Origin of the sequence: Pseudomonas sp. AM14(2022), from assembly GCF_036346455.1 — a bacterium.
GTDB classification, from domain to species: domain Bacteria; phylum Pseudomonadota; class Gammaproteobacteria; order Pseudomonadales; family Pseudomonadaceae; genus Aquipseudomonas; species Aquipseudomonas putida_A.
The window spans coordinates 361373-380067 of record NZ_JAOTNY010000003.1; the positions used below are offsets into that span (position 1 = coordinate 361373).

Annotated in this window: 14 protein-coding genes; 7 read left to right on the top strand and 7 right to left on the bottom strand. The window is 59.6% G+C overall.

The genetic code is table 11. The features are described 5' to 3' along the window. Positions 1-184: 184 nt before the first annotated feature. Positions 185-1312, bottom strand: coding sequence for a branched-chain amino acid ABC transporter substrate-binding protein (locus tag V3W27_RS08495; RefSeq protein WP_047601142.1), 1128 nt, complete (start codon positions 1310-1312; stop codon positions 185-187). Between the two features lie 351 nt (positions 1313-1663). Between V3W27_RS08495 and V3W27_RS08500 the strand changes: the two genes are divergently transcribed. Continuing rightward, positions 1664-1969: a DUF2288 domain-containing protein gene (locus V3W27_RS08500; protein WP_330206381.1), complete on the top strand. Its 306-nt coding sequence runs from the start codon at positions 1664-1666 to the stop codon at positions 1967-1969. A 295-nt stretch (positions 1970-2264) separates the two neighbouring features. On the opposite strand, the gene V3W27_RS08505 is transcribed toward V3W27_RS08500, so the two are convergent. Next, positions 2265-4463, bottom strand: coding sequence for a hypothetical protein (locus V3W27_RS08505; RefSeq protein WP_123586962.1), 2199 nt, complete (start codon positions 4461-4463; stop codon positions 2265-2267). 197 nt (positions 4464-4660) lie between these two features. Here V3W27_RS08505 and V3W27_RS08510 point away from each other — a divergent pair, with 197 nt between their 5' ends. Further along, on the top strand, positions 4661-5557 hold the full coding sequence (locus V3W27_RS08510) for an NAD(P)-dependent oxidoreductase (protein ID WP_330206382.1): 897 nt from the start codon (positions 4661-4663) through the stop codon (positions 5555-5557). Here the strand turns inward: V3W27_RS08510 and V3W27_RS08515 are convergent. Continuing rightward, positions 5448-7730 carry a putative bifunctional diguanylate cyclase/phosphodiesterase gene (locus tag V3W27_RS08515; protein ID WP_330206383.1) on the bottom strand — a complete coding sequence of 761 codons (2283 nt, stop codon included), beginning with the start codon at positions 7728-7730 and terminating at the stop codon, positions 5448-5450. The genes V3W27_RS08510 and V3W27_RS08515 overlap by 110 nt on opposite strands. Before the next feature lie 147 nt (positions 7731-7877). Then, positions 7878-8246: a YkgJ family cysteine cluster protein gene (locus tag V3W27_RS08520; RefSeq protein ID WP_095138466.1), complete on the bottom strand. Its 369-nt coding sequence runs from the start codon at positions 8244-8246 to the stop codon at positions 7878-7880. 300 nt (positions 8247-8546) lie between these two features. On the opposite strand from V3W27_RS08520, the gene V3W27_RS08525 reads away from it, so the two are divergent. Then, entirely contained in the window at positions 8547-9896 is a 1350-nt protein-coding gene (locus tag V3W27_RS08525; protein ID WP_330206384.1) for a spinster family MFS transporter, read from the top strand. A 162-nt stretch (positions 9897-10058) separates the two neighbouring features. On the opposite strand, the gene rapA is transcribed toward V3W27_RS08525, so the two are convergent. After that, positions 10059-12905, bottom strand: coding sequence for an RNA polymerase-associated protein RapA (gene rapA, locus V3W27_RS08530; RefSeq protein WP_150370417.1), 2847 nt, complete (start codon positions 12903-12905; stop codon positions 10059-10061). A 252-nt stretch (positions 12906-13157) separates the two neighbouring features. Between rapA and V3W27_RS08535 the strand changes: the two genes are divergently transcribed. The 3 genes from V3W27_RS08535 (at position 13158) to ccoM (ending at position 14035) form a co-directional block, all read left to right on the top strand. After that, positions 13158-13499 carry an aspartate-semialdehyde dehydrogenase gene (locus V3W27_RS08535; RefSeq protein ID WP_330206385.1) on the top strand — a complete coding sequence of 114 codons (342 nt, stop codon included), beginning with the start codon at positions 13158-13160 and terminating at the stop codon, positions 13497-13499. Positions 13500-13611: 112 nt separating this feature from the next. Then, positions 13612-13773 (top strand): hypothetical protein, encoded by a 162-nt coding sequence (locus V3W27_RS08540; protein WP_096797040.1) that lies wholly within the window; start codon positions 13612-13614, stop codon positions 13771-13773. 148 nt (positions 13774-13921) lie between these two features. Then, on the top strand, positions 13922-14035 hold the full coding sequence (gene ccoM, locus V3W27_RS08545) for a cytochrome c oxidase subunit CcoM (protein ID WP_003222396.1): 114 nt from the start codon (positions 13922-13924) through the stop codon (positions 14033-14035). A gap of 1063 nt (positions 14036-15098) precedes the next feature. Here the strand turns inward: ccoM and V3W27_RS08550 are convergent. Continuing rightward, positions 15099-16574, bottom strand: coding sequence for an inorganic phosphate transporter (locus V3W27_RS08550; RefSeq protein ID WP_003222397.1), 1476 nt, complete (start codon positions 16572-16574; stop codon positions 15099-15101). A gap of 376 nt (positions 16575-16950) precedes the next feature. Next, entirely contained in the window at positions 16951-17151 is a 201-nt protein-coding gene (locus V3W27_RS08555) for a hypothetical protein (RefSeq protein WP_003222398.1), read from the bottom strand. A 653-nt stretch (positions 17152-17804) separates the two neighbouring features. Between V3W27_RS08555 and pcaR the strand changes: the two genes are divergently transcribed. Next, entirely contained in the window at positions 17805-18647 is an 843-nt protein-coding gene (gene pcaR, locus V3W27_RS08560) for a pca regulon transcriptional regulator PcaR (protein ID WP_007963153.1), read from the top strand. Positions 18648-18695 lie beyond the last annotated feature (48 nt).

An 18695-nucleotide genomic window follows, 5' to 3' on the forward strand; every position in this document is an offset into this window, starting at 1 on the left:
TTTCCCGCCCGGCCCCGTGGATCTTTATCCACTTCGAATCCGGGTTTTGCCAGCGAACCGCTGATGACGGTTTTGAGATTTTCAGGTGGGGAGACTGGCGGATCACGCCAGCGCGGCCCATACATTCGTAAAACAAAGCCCACGGCACGCCGTGGGCTTTATTGGCAGTCAGTCAGGGCGCGCCTTACTGAGGCGAAACTTCAGTTTTCGGTTTGCCGAAGTGCCACTCGTAAACCACAAATTTGAAGTCCTTCAGGTCGCCCTTGGCGTCGAAGCTCAGGTCGCCGGTAGGGGTCTTGAAGGTGCCGGCGTGGATGGCTTCGGCCACTTTGGCCGCGTCTTCGGATTTGGCTGCCTTGATGCCTTCGGCAATCACTTCAACCGCCGAGTAGGAAGGGAACACGAACGGGCCGCTCGGGTCTTCTTTCTTCGCCTTGAAGGCATCAGCCAGGGCAACGTTGGCCGGATCCTGGTCGAAGGATTTCGGCAGGGTCACCAGCAGGCCTTCGGAGGACTCTTTGGCGATCTGCGAAATGGAGTCGTTACCCACGCCTTCCGGACCCATGAACTTGGCTTTCAGGCCTTTTTCCTGGGATTGACGCAGGATCAGACCCAGCTCCGGGTGGTAGCCGCCGTAGTAGACGAAGTCGACGTTGGCTTGCTTGAGCTTGGCGATCATCGAGGAGAAGTCCTTGTCGCCGGCGTTGACGCCTTCGAACACGGCGACTTTCACGCCTTTCTTCTCCAGGGTCGCTTTGACTGCGGTAGCGATGCCTTCACCGTATTGCTGCTTGTCGTGCAGTACGGCAACGATTTTCGGCTTCACGTGGTCGGCGATGTAGTTACCGGCGGCAGGGCCCTGGGCGCTGTCCAGACCGATGGTGCGGAAGACCATTTTGTAACCACGGGCGGTGATGTCCGGGCTGGTGGCAGCCGGGGTGATCATGATCACGCCTTCGTCTTCATAGATGTCCGAAGCAGGCTGAGTGGAGCTGGAGCACAGGTGACCGACCACGAACTTGACGCCGTCGTTGACGACCTTGTTCGCCACCGCTACCGCTTGTTTAGGATCGCACGCGTCATCGTATTCAACGGCTTCGAGTTTCTTGCCGTCGACGCCGCCCTTGGCGTTGATCTGCTCGATGGCCATTTTCGCGCCACTGAACTGCATGTCGCCGTATTGGGCTACAGGACCGGTTTTAGGGCCGGCGATACCGATCTTGATGGTGTCAGCGGCGAACGAATGGCTGGCAACCCCGGCCAGAACCATAGCGGCAAACAGTTTGGAAATCTGCTTAGTAGCCTTAGTCATAGTGCTCCACTCTTACTGTTGTAATTTTTTTGAGTTCTGGCGCCGTAGCAGCAGAACCGGGTCAGATATCTTTGCGATACCCTCCGGAAATGCCCCCGGCAACTGTACCGGTACAGTGTAGAGCGCCGGTTGTTGGCCTGGGAAGCAGGCGCCGAGGGGCAAAACTTGGAGGTGTCGCATTTTTGAATGAAAAAGACAGAATTGCGGCGGGGCTTTCGTGGGCATATATCCCAAACACCAGCATTCCTTGGCGTTCCTGCTCTTTTCGTTCGGTGAAGCCATTTGCAACCGGGTTTTTCTGCCGGACCACCGACGTTATCATTCGCGTCGATTTCTTTTCCGGACAGTCCCATGAATCAAGAACCTAGCACCCTCTATGCCAAGCTGCTTGGTGAAACCGCATCTATTACCTGGAAAGAGCTGGAGCCGTTCTTTGCCAAGGGTGCCCTATTGTGGGTCGACCCAGCCCTGGATTTGATCGCCGCCGCCGAGGCCGTGGCTTCGGATGATGGCGAGAAAGTCGCCGCCTGGCTGGCCGAGGACAAGGTCGCCAAGCTGTCTGAAACGCGGGCGCTGGATATTTTCGAACGTGATCCAGCGCTGTGGGCGGTGGTGGTGAGTCCGTGGATTCTGATCCAGGAAAGGGCGGCCGTCTGAGCTTGTGCACCTTTGTAGTGCGCCTGGCCAGCAGCGAAAAGTGTGTAGCCGAGTAGCGTGATGGCACGTTGCCGTAGAGAAAGGCCACAAGCGTGGGTGGCCTCACGGTGACGTAAACGTAACGGGAACAGTTTATTGAGCAGCCTGAGGGCTGCTTAATTGTTTCTGGATGTTGGAACGGCTGAGATTTTCAGGGAATTTGAGGGCCTCATCGCGAGCAGGCTCACTCCTACAGAGGAACGCATTCCAACTGTAGGAGTGAGCCTGCTCGCGATAGGGGCAACTCGGTTCCGGATCAGACCGAGTAAGTCTTCCCGGTATGGTTATTCAGCGAAATAACCTTGGTCTTGCCGATCCGGTGACGGTAGATCTCGCGCAGGTACTTGATCGACTTCTTCACGCAATCGCGCGACAGGCGAATGTCGTTGATCGAGACGAACTTGTCCTTGTCGTTGATCAGCTCGCGGTACTTCTTCTCGTACATCGGCTTGATCGCGTACCAGTTGGTGTCGAGGATCTTCGCCGGGTTCTCGAACTCGTTGAGCAGATCGTCGATGCGGTCTTCGTCGAAGTCTTCATTGATGATGAAGTCGAGGATCGAGTTGTCCAGAGTCTCGTCGAAACGGTACGGGGTCTTGGCGAAGCAGCGCTTGATGAACGCCACGATCAACGTCAGGAAGTCGTCCGACAGGCACGGGCTCTTGGCGATCAGGGTGGTCAGCGACAGGTTGGCCGAAGCGCCGATCACCAGCGCATAACGCTTGAGCGTGGTGTTGGGGAACAGGCTGTTGAGGTGGGTCTTCAACCGGTTCAGGTCCATGTACGACAGCTTGTAGTCCTTCGGCAACGAGACAATCGAGACCACCGACGAGCAGTTCTTGAAGAAGTGCAGGTCGTGCAGCGCGGCGGCGTCGTAGCCGGAATTCTTGTACTGCTCGAGCGAGGCGCGATAGCGCTTGGATTCGATCGGCAGCAGGCTGATGCCTTCGATGGCCTGGGTGACTTTATTGAAGTGCGGCAGGTCGATCGAACGGAAGAACAGGTCATCGATGTTCAGACGCTGTGGCTCTTTGTCGAACACCTTGAACTTGTCGCTGCTCGGTGGCGGGGTTTCCGGCACCACCGATTCGGCGTAGGCAATCGCAACCGGGCCGGCCAGACTCATGAACAGGTCGTTGGCATCGAGGCGAATGGTTTCGCCGATGTCGATGCCGGCGCGGCGGAAGTAGTTCTGGTCGTAGTCGGTGGTCACCGCCTGCGCCGTCAGAATGTTGAAAATCTGCTGCGAGATGTACTGGTTGGCGTGCTTTTCCATCGCATTGACATCAATGTTCTGGATGTTGCCGTCATCGCTCTCTTCGGCGTAACGCATGATGTCGTTGGAGATCAGCATCATCGCGTTCCATGGGCGGATACGGCCCATGACGCTGGCTTCGCTGCTGTCTTCATTGGCGAAGTTGTAGGAGAAATCCCATTCTTCCGAGAGGTATTTGCACAGCAGGCGTCCGGCGTTGATGTGCAGCGCCTCGGACATTTCACTGCGGTGATCGGAAATGTTCGGCAGCACGCAGATGCCGCTGGTGAAGATCGGCTCGAACACAAACGAATGCCCGCTTTTGCCGTCGTGTTCGTCCATCGGCTTGGTGTCGAACGTCTTGTTCATGTACGAGTGCTGCTGGGCCAGGCCGAACTCCGAGGCCATGCCCGAACCGGTACCGCCGCCGGCACTGAAGATCGAGAAGTACAGGCGCGACTGGTTGGCCTTGATGCCGCAGCTGTCGATCAGGTACGAGTGGATCATTTTCCAGTCAGGGCTGGAGAAACGCTGGGTGTCCTTGTTGAGGATGATCTTCGCCAGATACTGGCCGAGGATCGGCGCGTTACCGGCGCCACCGGCGTGGACTTCGGACAAGTCCATGATTTTCATTTTGCTGTAGTCGCGCAGGAAGCCGCTTTTCTCGCCCTTGCGCGAGAAACGGATGCGCCCGGCGATGTCCTTGTCGAGGTCGCCCAGCATTACCAGCGGTTCGACGAGGAACACCGGTTTGCTCGACTTGTTCGGACCGATGCGCAGGTTGTTTTTGATCCACTGCGCCGGGCTGTAGCCCTTGTCGGCCAGACGCCGATCCGCCGCGCGGTCTTCATTGTTGAATTCGTTGAGGTAGAACTTGCGCGCGTTGTACACCAGCTCCGCGACATCGAGAGCGATGTTCGAGCCGCAGCGACCGAGGCCGATCAGGCACACCGACGGAAACTCCTGATCGTTGTGCTGTTCGTTGTCGCCTTCCAGGTGCGGTGGGCGCGGGAATACCAGATCGCGCAGCCCGTCGAGGTTGTCGAGGATGCGGTCGGTGTTGGTCTCGGTGTAGTACAGATATTGCTGAGTGCCCAGCGGGCGCGAGGGAGGCAATGGCTTCATCGGAGCCGGGCTGTTCGCCGCAGGGCTCAGGGTCAGATCGGATACCGCAGTGGCCGGATTGTTTTTAGAAGTCATTGTGCGCCATATACCTGGACAGGGTTGGCTCGGCGACCGTTGTCATCGAGCCTCACGGAAAGAGGATCTCGCGTCTTTGACTGCGCGTATTTGGCCCGGGCGTCAGGGGCTTGGCCTGATCGTCGCGCGGGGGAATCCTTTCCTGATCGTTCATGAATCGGCCATTATTCAGTGATCTTTAATCGAAAAGAGGCAAAATGATGTCAACGCTACCTTCGTTGGGCTTTGCCGGAATCGGCCTGATGGGCCTGCCGATGTGCCGTCGTCTGCTGGCGGCGGGTTACCCGCTGACCGTGTGGAACCGCAATCCGGCCAAGTGCGCGCCGCTGGTCGAAACCGGCGCCCGGCAGGTGGCGAGTCCCGCTGAATTGTGTGAACTCGCGGACGTGGTGATGCTCTGTCTGGCCGACACGGCGGTGGTGCGTGAGGTGGTGTTCGGCGCCGCTGGTATTGCTGAAGGCGCGAAAGAAGGCCAGTTGCTGGTGGATTTTTCCAGCCTCGAACCGACTGCAACTCGCGAGATGGCGGCCGAGTTGGCAGACAAGGCCGGGATGAGCTGGCTCGACTCGCCGGTGTCCGGCGGCGTGGTCGGTGCCGAGGCCGGCAGTCTGGCGATCATGGTCGGCGGCGAGGCGGCGGATCTGGATCGGGTGCGCCCGGTGCTGCTCAGCCTCGGTCAACGGGTCACGCACATGGGCGGTGTCGGCGCCGGGCAGGTGACCAAGGCCTGTAACCAGATGATCGTCGCCTGCAATGCGCTGGTGATCGCCGAGGTGGTGGCACTGGCCGAACAGGCCGGGGTCGATGCGAGCCTGATTGCCGAAGCGCTGGCCGGTGGTTTTGCCGATTCGAAACCGTTGCAGATCCTCGCCCCGCAAATGGCCGAGAGCCGTTTTGAACCGGTGAAATGGCACGTGCGCACGCTGCTCAAGGACCTCGATACCGCAGTGAAACTCTCCCGCGAACAAGGCTCGGCCACGCCGATCAGCGGATTGGCCGCACAATTGATGCGCCTGCATGGGGCGCAGGGCTTTTTGCAGAAGGATCCAGCGACACTGGTACAAATGTACCGCGCGCCAGACTCAACGGATTGACCGCGTGCGAGTGTTTGCGCTGATTGATTTCTTCCAGCACCGGGCGCAACTCGTCCAGCGGCACCGGGCGGCTGAGCAGGTAGCCCTGAATGAAATCGCAGCCTGAGCGCTCAAGAAATTCGTACTGTTCCAGGCTCTCCACGCCTTCGGTCACCACCTGCAAATGCAGGGTGTGGGCCATGACGATGATCGCCTGGACGATCTCCATGTCGGCGGTCGCCGTGGGAATGTCGAGGATGAACGAGCGGTCGATTTTCAGCGTATTGAGCGGCAGGCGCTTGAGGTAGGCCAGCGATGAATAGCCAGTGCCGAAGTCGTCGATCGACAGCGACACCCCGAGGGCGCGGATCTGCCGCAGCAGCACCAGGGTGTTGGCGATGTTGCCCATCAGCGCGTTTTCGGTGACTTCCAGTTCCAGCCGTTCCGGCGCAACGCCAGCGCTGCGCAGTGCGCTTTCGATCTCATCGGCCAGCTCTTCCCGGGCAAGGTTGAGCGGCGAGCAGTTCCAGGCGATTTTCAGGTCGTTGCAGCCATGCCGGGTCAGTTCGCCGAGGTCAGTGCAGGCCCGGCGCAACACCCAGTTATCCAGTTCGGCGATCAGGCCATTGGTTTCGGCAATCGCGATGAAGCGATCCGGGGCTAGCAAGCCATGCACCGGATGCTGCCAGCGGATCAGCGCTTCGAGTTTGGTCACTCGACCGGTTTTCAGTTCGAAGATCGGTTGGTAATACAGCGTCAGCCCGTTTTCTTCGCGCAGGGCCTGGCGCAGTTCTTCTTCCAGTTGCAGTTCGAGGCTGGCGCGGGTCTTCATGTTGGCACTGAAAAAATGCAGGCCGTTACGCCCGGCGCCCTTGGATTGATACAGCGCCAGATCCGCGTGCTTGAGCAGTTCTTCGCAGGTGGTGCCGTCGTCGGGGAACAGGCTGATGCCGATGCTGGTGGTCATCACCATACGGCGGCCGGCCAGTTCGATCGGCTCCTTCATTTTCAGCATGATCCGTTGCGCCATGTTGCGCGCTTCCTCACGTTCACGCAGGCTGATCAGGATGCAGAACTCGTCACCGCCGAAGCGGGCGACCACGTCTTCATGGCTGCGCACCGACCCCTTGATGTGATTGGCGATGACTTTGAGCAGGGCGTCGCCGGCGTCATGGCCGAGGCTGTCGTTGATTCGCTTGAAGTGGTCGATGTCGAGAAACATCACCGCGAGCATGCCGCCCTCGCTGGTTTTCTGGTTGAGTTTCTCGGCGAAAAGCTGGTTGAAACCGCGGCGGTTGATCAGGTTGGTCAGCGCGTCGTAATTGGCCACTTGCTGCAATGACATCCGCGCCTGATCGAGCTGGCCGAGCAGGGCGTTGACCCGGCGCAGATCGTGTTCCTTGCTTTGCAGTTTCTTGTCGGCCAGTGCCGCGCTGATCGCGCTGCCGAGAATCAGCAGGATGATCAATGCGACGGTCAGGCCCAGTTGCAGGTAATTGGTTTCGCCGCTCAGGGTCGGTGCTGCGCCCTCGGGCACCACCAGATTCAACGCGGCCATGCCGGTGAAGTGCATGCTGATGATGCCGGCGCCGAGGATCACTGCGGCGGTGTATTTGAGCAACTGATGAAAACGGCCGCTGCCTTCACGCAGGTAACCGGCGACCCACAGCGCGGCGAAGCTGGCGCCGATGGCAATCACGATTGATAGGCAGAACAGCAGCGGTTGGTAATACGCAGTGGCCACCGAGTGCATCGCCGCCATGCCGACGTAATGCATGCCGGCGATGCCCAGGCCAATAACGATGGCGGTTTTCAGGTATTGCATCAGCGAGGGTTGAGGCACGCTCAGGGTGTGCATCGCCAGCCACGAGGCGAGCAGGGCGATCACCAGGGAAAACAGAGTGGTGGCCAGTTCGTAATGGATTTCCAGCGGCGCCTGGAATGCCAGCATGGCGATGAAGTGCATGGCCCAAATGCCGCCAGCCAGGCAGGTGGCGCCGATCCAGCGCCAGACCCGTTGCGAACCCGGATCTTCGGCGTGGCCAACCCGCTCGGCCATGTCGAGGGTGGCAAAACTCGCGGCGCAGGCAACCAGATAGGCCACCAGCACCAACAAGGGATTGTGTGTGCAATCGAGAATGACCTGCCCGCTCTCCGGCAGCTCGGTAACAAACTGCAAACCAAGCCACTCCATAGCATCCCCGTCTCTGAAGTCGTCCCTGCTGCCTCAGCAACGCAGGCGAATGAGAGGAGTATAGAGGCGGTTTTTATCGTGCAAGCGGTAGTGGCACATTGCAGTCAACGATTTCGGCATGAGCTTCATAGCGATTGGTGCTAAGCGTCAGGCACTCTGGTCGTAATGAATCCGGTTCCACTCCGGGTCGAGGGGCGGCAGGCCGAATCGTGCCCGGGCGGCGTCGCAATCGACGTTCTGTTCACCGTTCTCCCACGACGCCTCGAACTCGCGGCAAGTGCTGGAACGCTTGTCGTAGATCGAGCATTGCACAACGTTGCCGACTTCGCCGACCAACGCGGTGCAGCGTGCCGGTTTCTGATCGGTACCGATCATGGCCACCCGGCTGGGTGTGATCTGGGTGACCAGTTCATCGGGCACCGTACCCCCGGAGGATGAGCATTCACCCCAGAAAAAAGACACGCGAAAATGGGAACAGCAGGCACCGCAATTCAGACACGGACTGACTTCGGACATGGGGAGGGTATCAAAGGGGTTGATCGGCGAATCCGGACGGATCCGGCGGCTATTCTAGGCTTCGCCTTGAACTTGGGAAGGGGGGCGCGAAAGTATTTTTTTGTAGCCGGGTTTTGCCGCAAACCCCCGGTTTACGGGGGATTGCCGTGTTATCAAGGGCTTACGTTTCTTTACAGTGCCATGGCTCATTATCAGGCTGACGAATGATCACAGACAGCCTCGGCAGGCCTGTCTAGATTGCAGGTTCCGGGCTCGGATGCGTCGGCAGTGAAGCCCACATAACAATAAAGAGACGGACCCATGCAGAACTCGACCCAAGCGGCGAATGCCTGGCGCATTCTGTTCCTGTTATTCCTTGCCAACCTGTTCAATTTCTTCGACCGCACCATTCCGGCGATCATCATCGAGCCGATCCGCATGGAATGGCACCTCAGCGATTTTCAACTGGGAATCGTCGGCACCGCGTTCACCTTGGTTTATGCGATCGCCGGCCTGCCGCTGGGGCGCATGGCCGATACCGGTTCGCGCAGCAAACTGATGGGCTGGGGCCTGGCGACCTGGAGCGCGCTGACGGCGGTCAACGGGCTGGTCGGCAGTTTCTGGAGTTTTCTGCTGGTGCGCATGGGCATCGGCATTGGCGAGGCCAGTTACGCGCCGGCCGCCAACTCGCTGATCGGTGATCTGTTCCCGGCGCACCGCCGGGCGCGGGCCATGGGTATTTTCATGCTCGGCTTGCCGTTGGGCCTGCTGCTGGCGTTCTTCACCATCGGCGCGATGGTCAAGGCCTTCGACAGCTGGCGCGCGCCGTTCTTTATCGCGGCGGTGCCGGGGCTGATCCTCGCGGTGTTCATGTTCTTCATCAAGGAACCCAAACGCGGCGCGGCGGAAACCGTGCAGGTGTCCCAAGAGAGAGTCGACAAGCCTATCCGCCGGGTGCTGGCGGTGCCGACATTCCTGTGGCTGGTGATGGCCGGTTTGTGCTTCAACTTCGCCACCTATGCCTGCAACTCGTTTCTGGTGCCGATGCTGCAGCGCTACTTCCTGATGCCGTTGCAGGAGGCGGCGGTGGCGACCGGCGTGATCGTCGGTGTCACCGGGTTGATCGGTCTGACCCTCGGCGGCTGGATCGCTGACAAGATTCATCAACGAGTCGCCAACGGCCGGCTGCTGTTTGCCGGCTTCAGCCTGATCATCTCGACCCTGTGCACCGCGTGGGCGCTGCACGCCGGACGGGTCGAGATCGGCGTGTTCGTCGTGGTGTTCAGTGTCGGCTGGCTGTTTGCCTATAACTTCTACACCTGCGTGTACACGGCGATTCAGGACGTGGTCGAACCACGCCTGCGCGCCACGGCGATGGCGCTGTTCTTTGCCGGGCTGTACCTGCTCGGCGGCGGCTTGGGGCCAGTGGTGGTGGGGGCCTTGTCCGATCATTTCGCCAAATCGGCGATGATTTCGGCAGGCGCCGAACAGATGACCGAGGCGTTCAAGGCTGTGGGGCTGCATGACGCGATGTACCTGATTCCGGTGGCGCTGTTCTTCACCATGGTGTTTCTGTTTCTGGCGGCGCGCTGTTTTGTGCGCGATGCGCAGCGGATGAAGGAGGGGTTGGTGGCAGTGGTTGAGCCTGATGTTTCTGTGGCGACTGCATAACCGCCTTCGCGAGCAAGCCCGCTCCCACATGGGAACGCATTCCAAACTGTGGGAGCGGGCTTGCTCGCGAAAGGGCCATCAGCATCAGCCGATAAATACCAGACAAACAAAAAGGCCCGCATCGCTGCGGGCCTCTTCATTTATAGCGGTAGAGCAGGGGACTTAACCCGCCACCAACACCCGTATCGCTTCCAGACGCAATGCCGCTTTATCGAGCATCGCCAGACCCAGTTCACGCTGCTTGCGCAACGCATCCAGTTCGCTGTCGCGTACAGTCGGGTTGACCGCTTGCAACGCGGTCAGGCGCGCCAGTTCTTCGTCGGTGTCCGCCGCCAGACGACGACGGGCCTCGGCCACGCGCTCGGCGTGACGCGGGGTGATCTTGTCTTCACCGGCGTTGATCCGTGGCGTCAGCTGATCGCGCTGGGCCTGGATGAACTTGTTGGCGCTGGCGCGTGGCACGCTTTCCAGTTGATCGTTCAAGGTTTCGAACGAGACGCGGGCCGACAGATCGTTGCCGTTGGCGTCGAGCAGGCAGCGCAGGGCGGCCGGTGGCAGGTAGCGGCCCAGTTGCAGCGAACGCGGTGCAACCACTTCGCTGACGTAGAGCAGTTCCAGCAGCACGGTGCCCGGTTTCAGCGCCTTGTTCTTGATCAGCGCGACGGCGGTGTTGCCCATCGAGCCGGACAGCACCAGGTCCATGCCGCCCTGCACCATCGGGTGTTCCCAGGTGATGAACTGCATGTCTTCGCGCGACAGCGCCTGGTTGCGGTCGTAAGTGATGGTCACGCCTTCGTCATCGCCCAGCGGGAAGCTGGCGTCGAGCATCTTCTCGCTCGGCTTGAGGATCAGGGCGTTTTCCGAATGGTCTTCGCTGTCGATGCCGAACGCGTCGAACAGGGTTTCCATATAGATCGGCAGGGCGAACTGATCGTCTTGCTCAAGGATGTCCTCGACCAACTGATCGCCTTCGCCCGAACCGCCGGAGTTCAGCTCCAGCAGACGGTCGCGGCCGGTGTGCAGCTCGGCTTCCAGACGCTCGCGCTCGGTGCGCGCTTCGTCGATCAGCGCTTGCCACTCACCGTCGTCGGCTTCTTCAAGCAGCGGCAGCAGGCGCGGGCCGAACTGATGCTGCAAGGCGTTGCCGGTCGGGCAGGTGTTGAGGAACGCGTTCAGGGCTTCGTGGTACCACTGGAACAGGCGCTCTTGCGGGCTGGTTTCCAGGTACGGCACGTGCAGTTCGATGATGTGCTTCTGGCCGATCCGGTCGAGACGACCGATACGCTGCTCAAGCAGGTCCGGGTGCGACGGCAGATCGAACAGCACCAAGTGATGGGCGAACTGGAAGTTGCGACCTTCACTGCCGATTTCCGAGCAGATCAGCACTTGCGCGCCGAACTCTTCGTCGGCGAAGTAGGCGGCGGCGCGGTCACGCTCAAGGATGTTCATGCCTTCGTGGAACACCGTGGCCGGGATGCCGGAACGCACGCGCAGCGCGTCTTCCAGGTCCATCGCGGTTTCGGCGTGGGCGCAGATCACCAGCACTTTGGTACGCTTGAGCATTTTCAGCTGATCGATCAGCCACTCGACGCGCGGGTCGAATTTCCACCAGCGCTCTTCTTCGCTGGCGTCCGGCTGGGCCTGGAAGCTGACTTCCGGGTACAGCTCGGCGTGATCGCCCAGCGGCAGTTCGAGGTATTCGTCCGGGCATGGCAGCGGGTACGGGTGCAGTTTGCGCTCGGGGAAACCCTGCACGGCGGCGCGGGTGTTACGGAACAGCACGCGGCCGGTGCCGTGGCGGTCGAGCAGCTCGCGCACCAGACGGGCGCTGGCTTCGCTATCGCCATCGTTGACCGCAGTCAGCAGGGCTTCGCCTTCGTTGCCGAGGAAACCGTGGATGGTCTTGTGCGCTTCCGGCGACAGGCGCCCTTTGTCGAGCAGTTCCTGAACGGCTTCAGCCACCGGGCGATAGTTCTCGCTCTCGGCGCGGAACGCGGCCAGGTCATGGAAACGGTTCGGGTCGAGCAGGCGCAGACGGGCGAAGTGGCTGTCCTGACCGAGTTGTTCCGGGGTCGCGGTGAGCAGCAGCACGCCGGGAATCACTTCAGCCAATTGTTCGACCAGCGAGTACTCGGGGCTGGCCTTGTCTTCGTGCCACACCAGGTGGTGGGCTTCGTCGACCACCATCAGATCCCAGCCGGCGGCGAACAAGGCGTCCTGCGCCTTCTCGTCTTCGACCAGCCACTCCAGGGCAACCAATGCCAGCTGGGTGTCTTCGAACGGGTTGGTGGCATCGCTTTCGATGAAGCGTTCTTCGTCGAACAGCGCCACTTGCAGGTTGAAACGGCGGCGCATTTCCACCAGCCACTGGTGCTGCAGGTTTTCCGGCACCAGGATCAGTACGCGGTTGGCGCGGCCCGAGAGCAGTTGGCGATGGATCACCAGACCGGCTTCGATGGTTTTCCCCAGACCCACTTCGTCTGCCAGCAGAACCCGCGGCGCGATACGGTCGGCGACTTCACGGGCAATGTGCAACTGGTGCGCGATCGGTTGCGCACGCACGCCGCCCAGGCCCCAGAGCGAGGACTGCAACTGGCGGCTGGTGTGTTCCAGGGTGTTGTAGCGCAGGGAGAACCACGACAGCGGGTCGATCTGCCCGGCGAACAGACGATCGCTGGCCAGACGGAACTGAATGAAGTTCGACAGCTGGGTTTCCGGCAGGGTGACGGCTTCGTTCTGCCCGTTGAGGCCGTGATAGACCATCAGCCCGTCGACGTCGTCGACTTCGCGCACGGTCATCTTCCAGCCTTCGAAGTGAGTAATGGTGTCACCCGGCGAGAACCGTACGCGGGTGAGGGGCGCATTCCGTAGCGCGTACTGGCGGGTTTCGCCAGTGGCCGGGTAAAGCACGGTCAACAAGCGGCCGTCCTGTGCCAGAACGGTGCCTAAACCAAGCTCTGCTTCGCTGTCACTGATCCAGCGTTGCCCCGGTTGATACTGCTGCGCCATGCTGCCTGACTCCCACCTTGAAAAAGCGGGCTATCTTAACGGAATGCAGGCTTCAGGGCCAAAGATTACTGGGCAGAAGCTACCGCAGACAGCGATCTTCTGATCTTTGGAAACACTTGAGTTTTGTGATGTCCGATTAAAAGATCGCAGCCTGCGGCAGCTCCTGCAGTGCCAACCCGATCACAGATTTGCGACGGATGGCTCAAGGCGCCTTTGCCGCAGCCGATAGCCTGCTGACAGGAGACCCTTTATATGCTGCCACCGATGCTCCCCCTGAGCGCTGTGCCGATCACTTCCCAGCAGGATCCGATTCGCCAGCGGCCGGACATTCCTCCGGTGGTGCCGGTGCAGGAGAGCTCCAACGAAAGCACGATCGATCTGCAAAAGCGCGATCCGGAAGAGGATCGACTGCTGGCGCGCGAAGAACAGCGTCGCCGGCAGGAGCGTGATCGTCGCCGTCGCGAAGCCGACGAAGACCCGGAAGAGCATCTGGCCGTGCCGGGCACCGAGCTGAATGCCGACAACACCGTGCCGGTGGTGCCGCTGATGGAAGATCAGCCGCGTCAGGGCTTGTGGGTCGATATCGAGATCTGAGTCTGCTTATTTACATCAATTGTTGTCGAGCGCTGGCGTCAGGCTGCATGATTGGCGCAGTCCTGCCTCTGATGCGGCAGTTGTGTTTTCTTCAAGTGATGCGCTGAACGTCATGAGCCAAGATGAAAAACTGATCGACCTCGGCACCGAGCGCGCCAAGCGTGTGCATGATCTCAACGAAAAGCGGCTGAACGAAGTGCGCAAGGCCTTCGAGCAAGCCATGCCGTTGGGAAAAGCCCAGAAAAAGCCGAAAAAGAAACCGAAAAAGCGTTGATCTTCCCCTGCATCCTTTGATGCAGGTCAGTTATTTTCCCGCCTTTGCCTTCTGTGTTGACCGGACTTGATCCTGGTCAATTTCTGCGCCTGCGCGATTGGTTAACTTAGCTCCATCGCAGCAAAGCAGGGGCCAGGAGGCCACAGTCATGTTTTTCGATAACGTGGTGTTTGCCGGGGTTCTGACCGTGGGGCTCATGGTTCTGTTTTTTGCAGGGTTTGGATTTTTTATCTGGAAGGATGCGAATAAGCGCAAGAAGTAGGTCTTTCCGGGTTTGATGAGCACGCAAGGCATTTTGGGCAACTTCGGTTGCCCTTTTTTTTTGTGTCTTGGCGGCCTTTGGGCCGACCAGACTTTGGGTGTGCTTTGTGAATATCCGTTGCTGCGGTAACGGCCACCTAGGGTTCCGCCCTTACGGCGGGTCACTTTTGGCAAACGCCCGGAATGCCGGCCCAGCCAAAAGTAACCAAAAGGTCTATGCCCTGACGTTCGGCCCTCGCTTAGGCTCGGGTTCCTTCGCTGCGGGATTCATCCGGGGGGCAGCGCCTACGGTTTGCTTCGCTGCACCTCCTCTCGCTGTGTTTGGCTGCGCCAAACGGTCGCTGCGCTCCCACCCCCGGATAAACCCCTCCACTCAGCCTGCCGACGGGCCCTCAGATCAAAAGCTTTACTCGAGCTAACGCTCATCGTGTTGAGTGGTGGAAAAGCGTGCGCTCGGCTTTTGCTTTTCTGTAGGAGCCAGCCTGCTGGCGATGGCGGCCTACGAGCCGACCGATCTCTGACTGAATGCACTCATCCAACTGTGGGAGCGAGCTTGCTCGCGAAGGCGGCCTGACAGCCGACCAAATCTCAAAACTGAATACACCCAATCCCCTGTAGGAACTGCCGAAGGCTGTGATCTTTTGATCTGCTTTGGCTTTGGCTTTGGCTTTGGCTTTGGCTTTGGCTTTGGCTCTTGCTCTGGCTCTTGATGTGGCTTTTGATCTTCAGCCCCTTCGGCAGGCCGAGCGTAGGTGTCCATCCGGGGGTTAGGCGCGCAGCGCCATGCGGCGAAGCCGCATACATCGAGAGGAGGTGCAGCGAAGCAAACCGGAGGCGATGCCCCCGGATGGACGCCGTAGCGAGGGAACACTGAGCCTCAGCGAAGTGCCGTACGCCGGGGGAAGCCTTTTTGGTTACTTTTTCGGCGTTTGGAAAAAGTGACCCGCCGTAAGGGCGGAACCATAGGAGGCCGTTACCGCAGCAACGGATATGCTCACAAAACCAAACCCAAAAAAAAAGGCGCGATCCTCACGAACCACGCCTTTCTCATGTGCAGCGGTCTATCAGCTACCCAACGCTTTGGACGCCAACCAGAACAAACCAGCCGACAGCGCCACAGTCGCTGGCAAGGTCAGCACCCACGCCAGCAGGATAGTGCGAACAGTCCCGCCCTGCAGGCCGCTCTTGTTGGCGACCATGGTGCCCGCCACGCCCGAGGACAGCACGTGAGTGGTCGACACGGGCAGGCTGAAGATGTTGGCCATACCGATCAAGCTGGCGGTAGTGATCTGCGCCGACATGCCTTGAGAGTAGGTCATGCCCTGCTTGCCGATCTTCTCGCCGATGGTCAGTACCACGCGTTTCCAGCCGACCATGGTACCCAGGCCAAGGGCCAGGGCCACCGCCAGAATCACCCAGAACGGGGCGTATTCGGTGGTGGTGGTCAGGTCTTTGCGCAGTTTGTCCAGGTCAGCCTTCTCACGCGCTTCCAGGCCTGGCAGCTTGCCGACTTTCTTCGCGGTGTCGTCCAGGCACAGCAGGTAACGACGCACTTCGATGCGGCTTTCCGAGGACAGCGAATGGTAGTCCGCTACACCTTTAAGGGTGCCAAGCAGGGCGTTGATGGTCGGTTCGGTCTGCTGCGGGTTGCAGCGGAATTTCTCCGGCAGATCGCCTTCAACACTTTTGCCCAGGGCCAGGAATTCGCCCAGAGAATCGGCATTGCGCTTGTAGAACTGGCTCAGGTGCAGGGTCGCGTCGCGGGTGCGCTCGATCTGGTAGGTGGTGCTGCTCAGGTCGAGGACGAACTGCGCAGGCACGATACCGATCAATACCAGCATGATCAGGCCGATGCCTTTCTGGCCATCGTTGGAACCGTGCACGAAGCTCACGGCCATGGCCGAAATCACCAGAACCAGACGGTTCCAGAACGGCGGGTGCTTTTTGTCGTCGATCTTGCGGCGCTGTTCCGGGGTCTTGTGCATCTTCGACAGCGGACGCCACCACTTCAGGCCGATCAGGATCAGCGCGGCAATCAGGAAGCCAGCCATTGGCGAAAACACCAGCGAGGCGCCGATGTCGATCGCTTTCTGCCAGTTCACGCCGTCGGCCAACGGGATGTTGTTGATCAGGGCATTGGCCAGGCCGACGCCGAGGATCGAGCCGATCAGGGTGTGGGAACTGGAGGCCGGGATACCGAAGTACCAGGTGCCCAGGTTCCAGGTGATCGCCGCGGCGAGCAACGAGAACACCATCGCCAGGCCATGGCCGGTATTCACATTGATCAGCAGTTCTACCGGCAGCAGGTGAACAATGGCATACGCCACGCCAACGCCGCCCAGCAACACGCCGAGGAAGTTGAACACACCGGAGAAGAACACCGCCAGGTGAGGCGGCATGGCTTTGGTGTAGATAACAGTGGCTACCGCGTTAGCGGTGTCATGAAATCCATTGATGAACTCGAAGGCGAGGACAAACGTCAGGGCGAGCAAGAGGCTCACAAGCACCCAAGCATCCAGTCCGCTGAATAAATCGATCATGAAGGTTTTCTGACCCGGTCATAAGGGGGCGCGATTATGCCAGAAAAGACTGGAAATCGATCCCCTACCTGCTCATCGGTAGCAATCAATGTCGAATTAAATTGTTGCAAGGTGCAAAGCCCGAGCGTGTTGCAGGGTTTTTCAAGTGCTTGATTGGGTTGGAAAAACTTTCAGGCAGCAGGCGTTTTGTCGAGCGCGCAGGGGCCTCAAACGTTTGTGTGAAATATCTCTGAAACGAGTCAGACACGCTCCTTTCCCGTGCAGGCCGGGGGAGGTGGGCCGCTGCCCGCGGATAGCGGGCGCGCAAGACATGGTCGGGTCACCGTGCTTTTAGCCGGTGGCGACGCAGACCCTCGAAAATCTCAGGATCGCCCGTTCAGGGCTCTTCGGTTTTGAGTTCTTCTTCCATCTTTTTCAGTTCTTGCTGGAAAACCTGATCCTGAACGGTGGGGCGTTTGCGCCATGCCTTGCGTTCCGGTTCGGGTTGCGCGGCGTAGGTGGTGACTTCCCCGCCGTAAACTTCCTTGTAACGTTGTTCCTGGCGCTCAAGTTCCGCGCGCAGTTCGTCTTTCGTCACAGTGCTACCTGTTTGAGTTGAGATAAATATCTGGTGAAACGCACGGCAACGAGTCGATTGAACACGTCCACCAAAGGGCCATGCCGGTTCAGGCATTGGCGTTATCGGCAGGGCGATCAAGACTTCCATGTTGCAGGCGGCTACGGCACCAGATTAAAACTGACGCAGCATCAGTTTCCTGTTTCAGCAAGCGCGCTGGCGGTGCATGAATAATGAGCGTCAGGCGCTGGCCGGGCTGACGGCAATAGGCATCGGGTCAGCGGGCGGCACCCTCGGCCAGTGAAAACGTGGCGCCACTGAGGTGCATTATAGCGGTCGATTCGGGAATGACTATCTTTGCCAAGTTAAAAACGGTTCGGGATGTGTGATCGTTTTGTTACTGACAAGTTTTATCGCTAGTTGAAATTCGCCGAAACCTTTTAAGGACTCGCGTTCAGTTTCTGGCGCCATTAAGTCGATCAACTAATGAGGCATGCGAAGTTGGATGAACAGGCAGGTGAATGAATGAAGAAGCCAAGAAGGATAGCGGCTGATGAATTGCGATAATCGGTCGGCGGTTCGATAATCGCCCAATCTTGGCGTCTCGACTCTTGTGCATCTGCTGGCGAGCCGCTTGTATAGCCATTGATTCGTGCCGGAAACAAGGACAAGAAATGAACGATCAAATGCGCAACTCCTTCACCTCCGTGGCGCCGCCGATCGTCGCTTCGCCGGCCAAACGCATCCAGGCGCTGACCGGCGATCCGGATTTCATGACCTCGCTGGCCCGTGGCCTGGCGGTGGTGCAGGCGTTTCAGGAGCGCAAGCGGCACCTGACCATCGCCCAGATCAGCCATCGCACGGAAATTCCCCGCGCTGCCGTGCGCCGTTGCCTGCACACACTGATCAAACTGGGTTACGCCACCACTGATGGCCGTACTTACTCGTTGCTGCCCAAAGTGCTGACTCTCGGGCACGCGTATCTTTCGTCGACGCCGCTGGCGGTGTCGGCCCAGCCGTACCTCGACCGCATGAGCGAGCAACTGCACGAAGCCTGCAACATGGCCACGCTCGAAGGTGACGACATTCTGTACATCGCCCGTTCGGCGACCACGCAACGGCTGATCTCGGTGGATCTGTCGGTGGGCGGGCGTCTGCCGGCCTATTGCACATCGATGGGCCGCATCCTGCTGGCGGCGCTGGACGACACCTCGCTGCGCGAATACCTCGACCATGCTGAACTGGTGGCCAAGACCAGCCGTACGCTGCACACCCCCGAAAGTCTGCTCGAATGCCTGCAGGAAGTACGGCAGCAGGGCTGGTGCATCGTCGATCAGGAACTCGAGCAAGGCCTGCGTTCGATTGCCGTGCCGGTCTACGACGCGTCGGGTCAGGTGGTGGCGGCGCTCAACGTCAGTACCCACGCCGGCCGCGTCAGTCGTACCGAACTGGAACAACGCTTCCTGCCGGGCCTGCTCAGTGCCAGCCGCGACCTCAGCGCGCAGTTGTTCGCCTGATGAAGCTGTTCGATAAACGCACAGTGTTGCGTTTATCGAATTGACGCT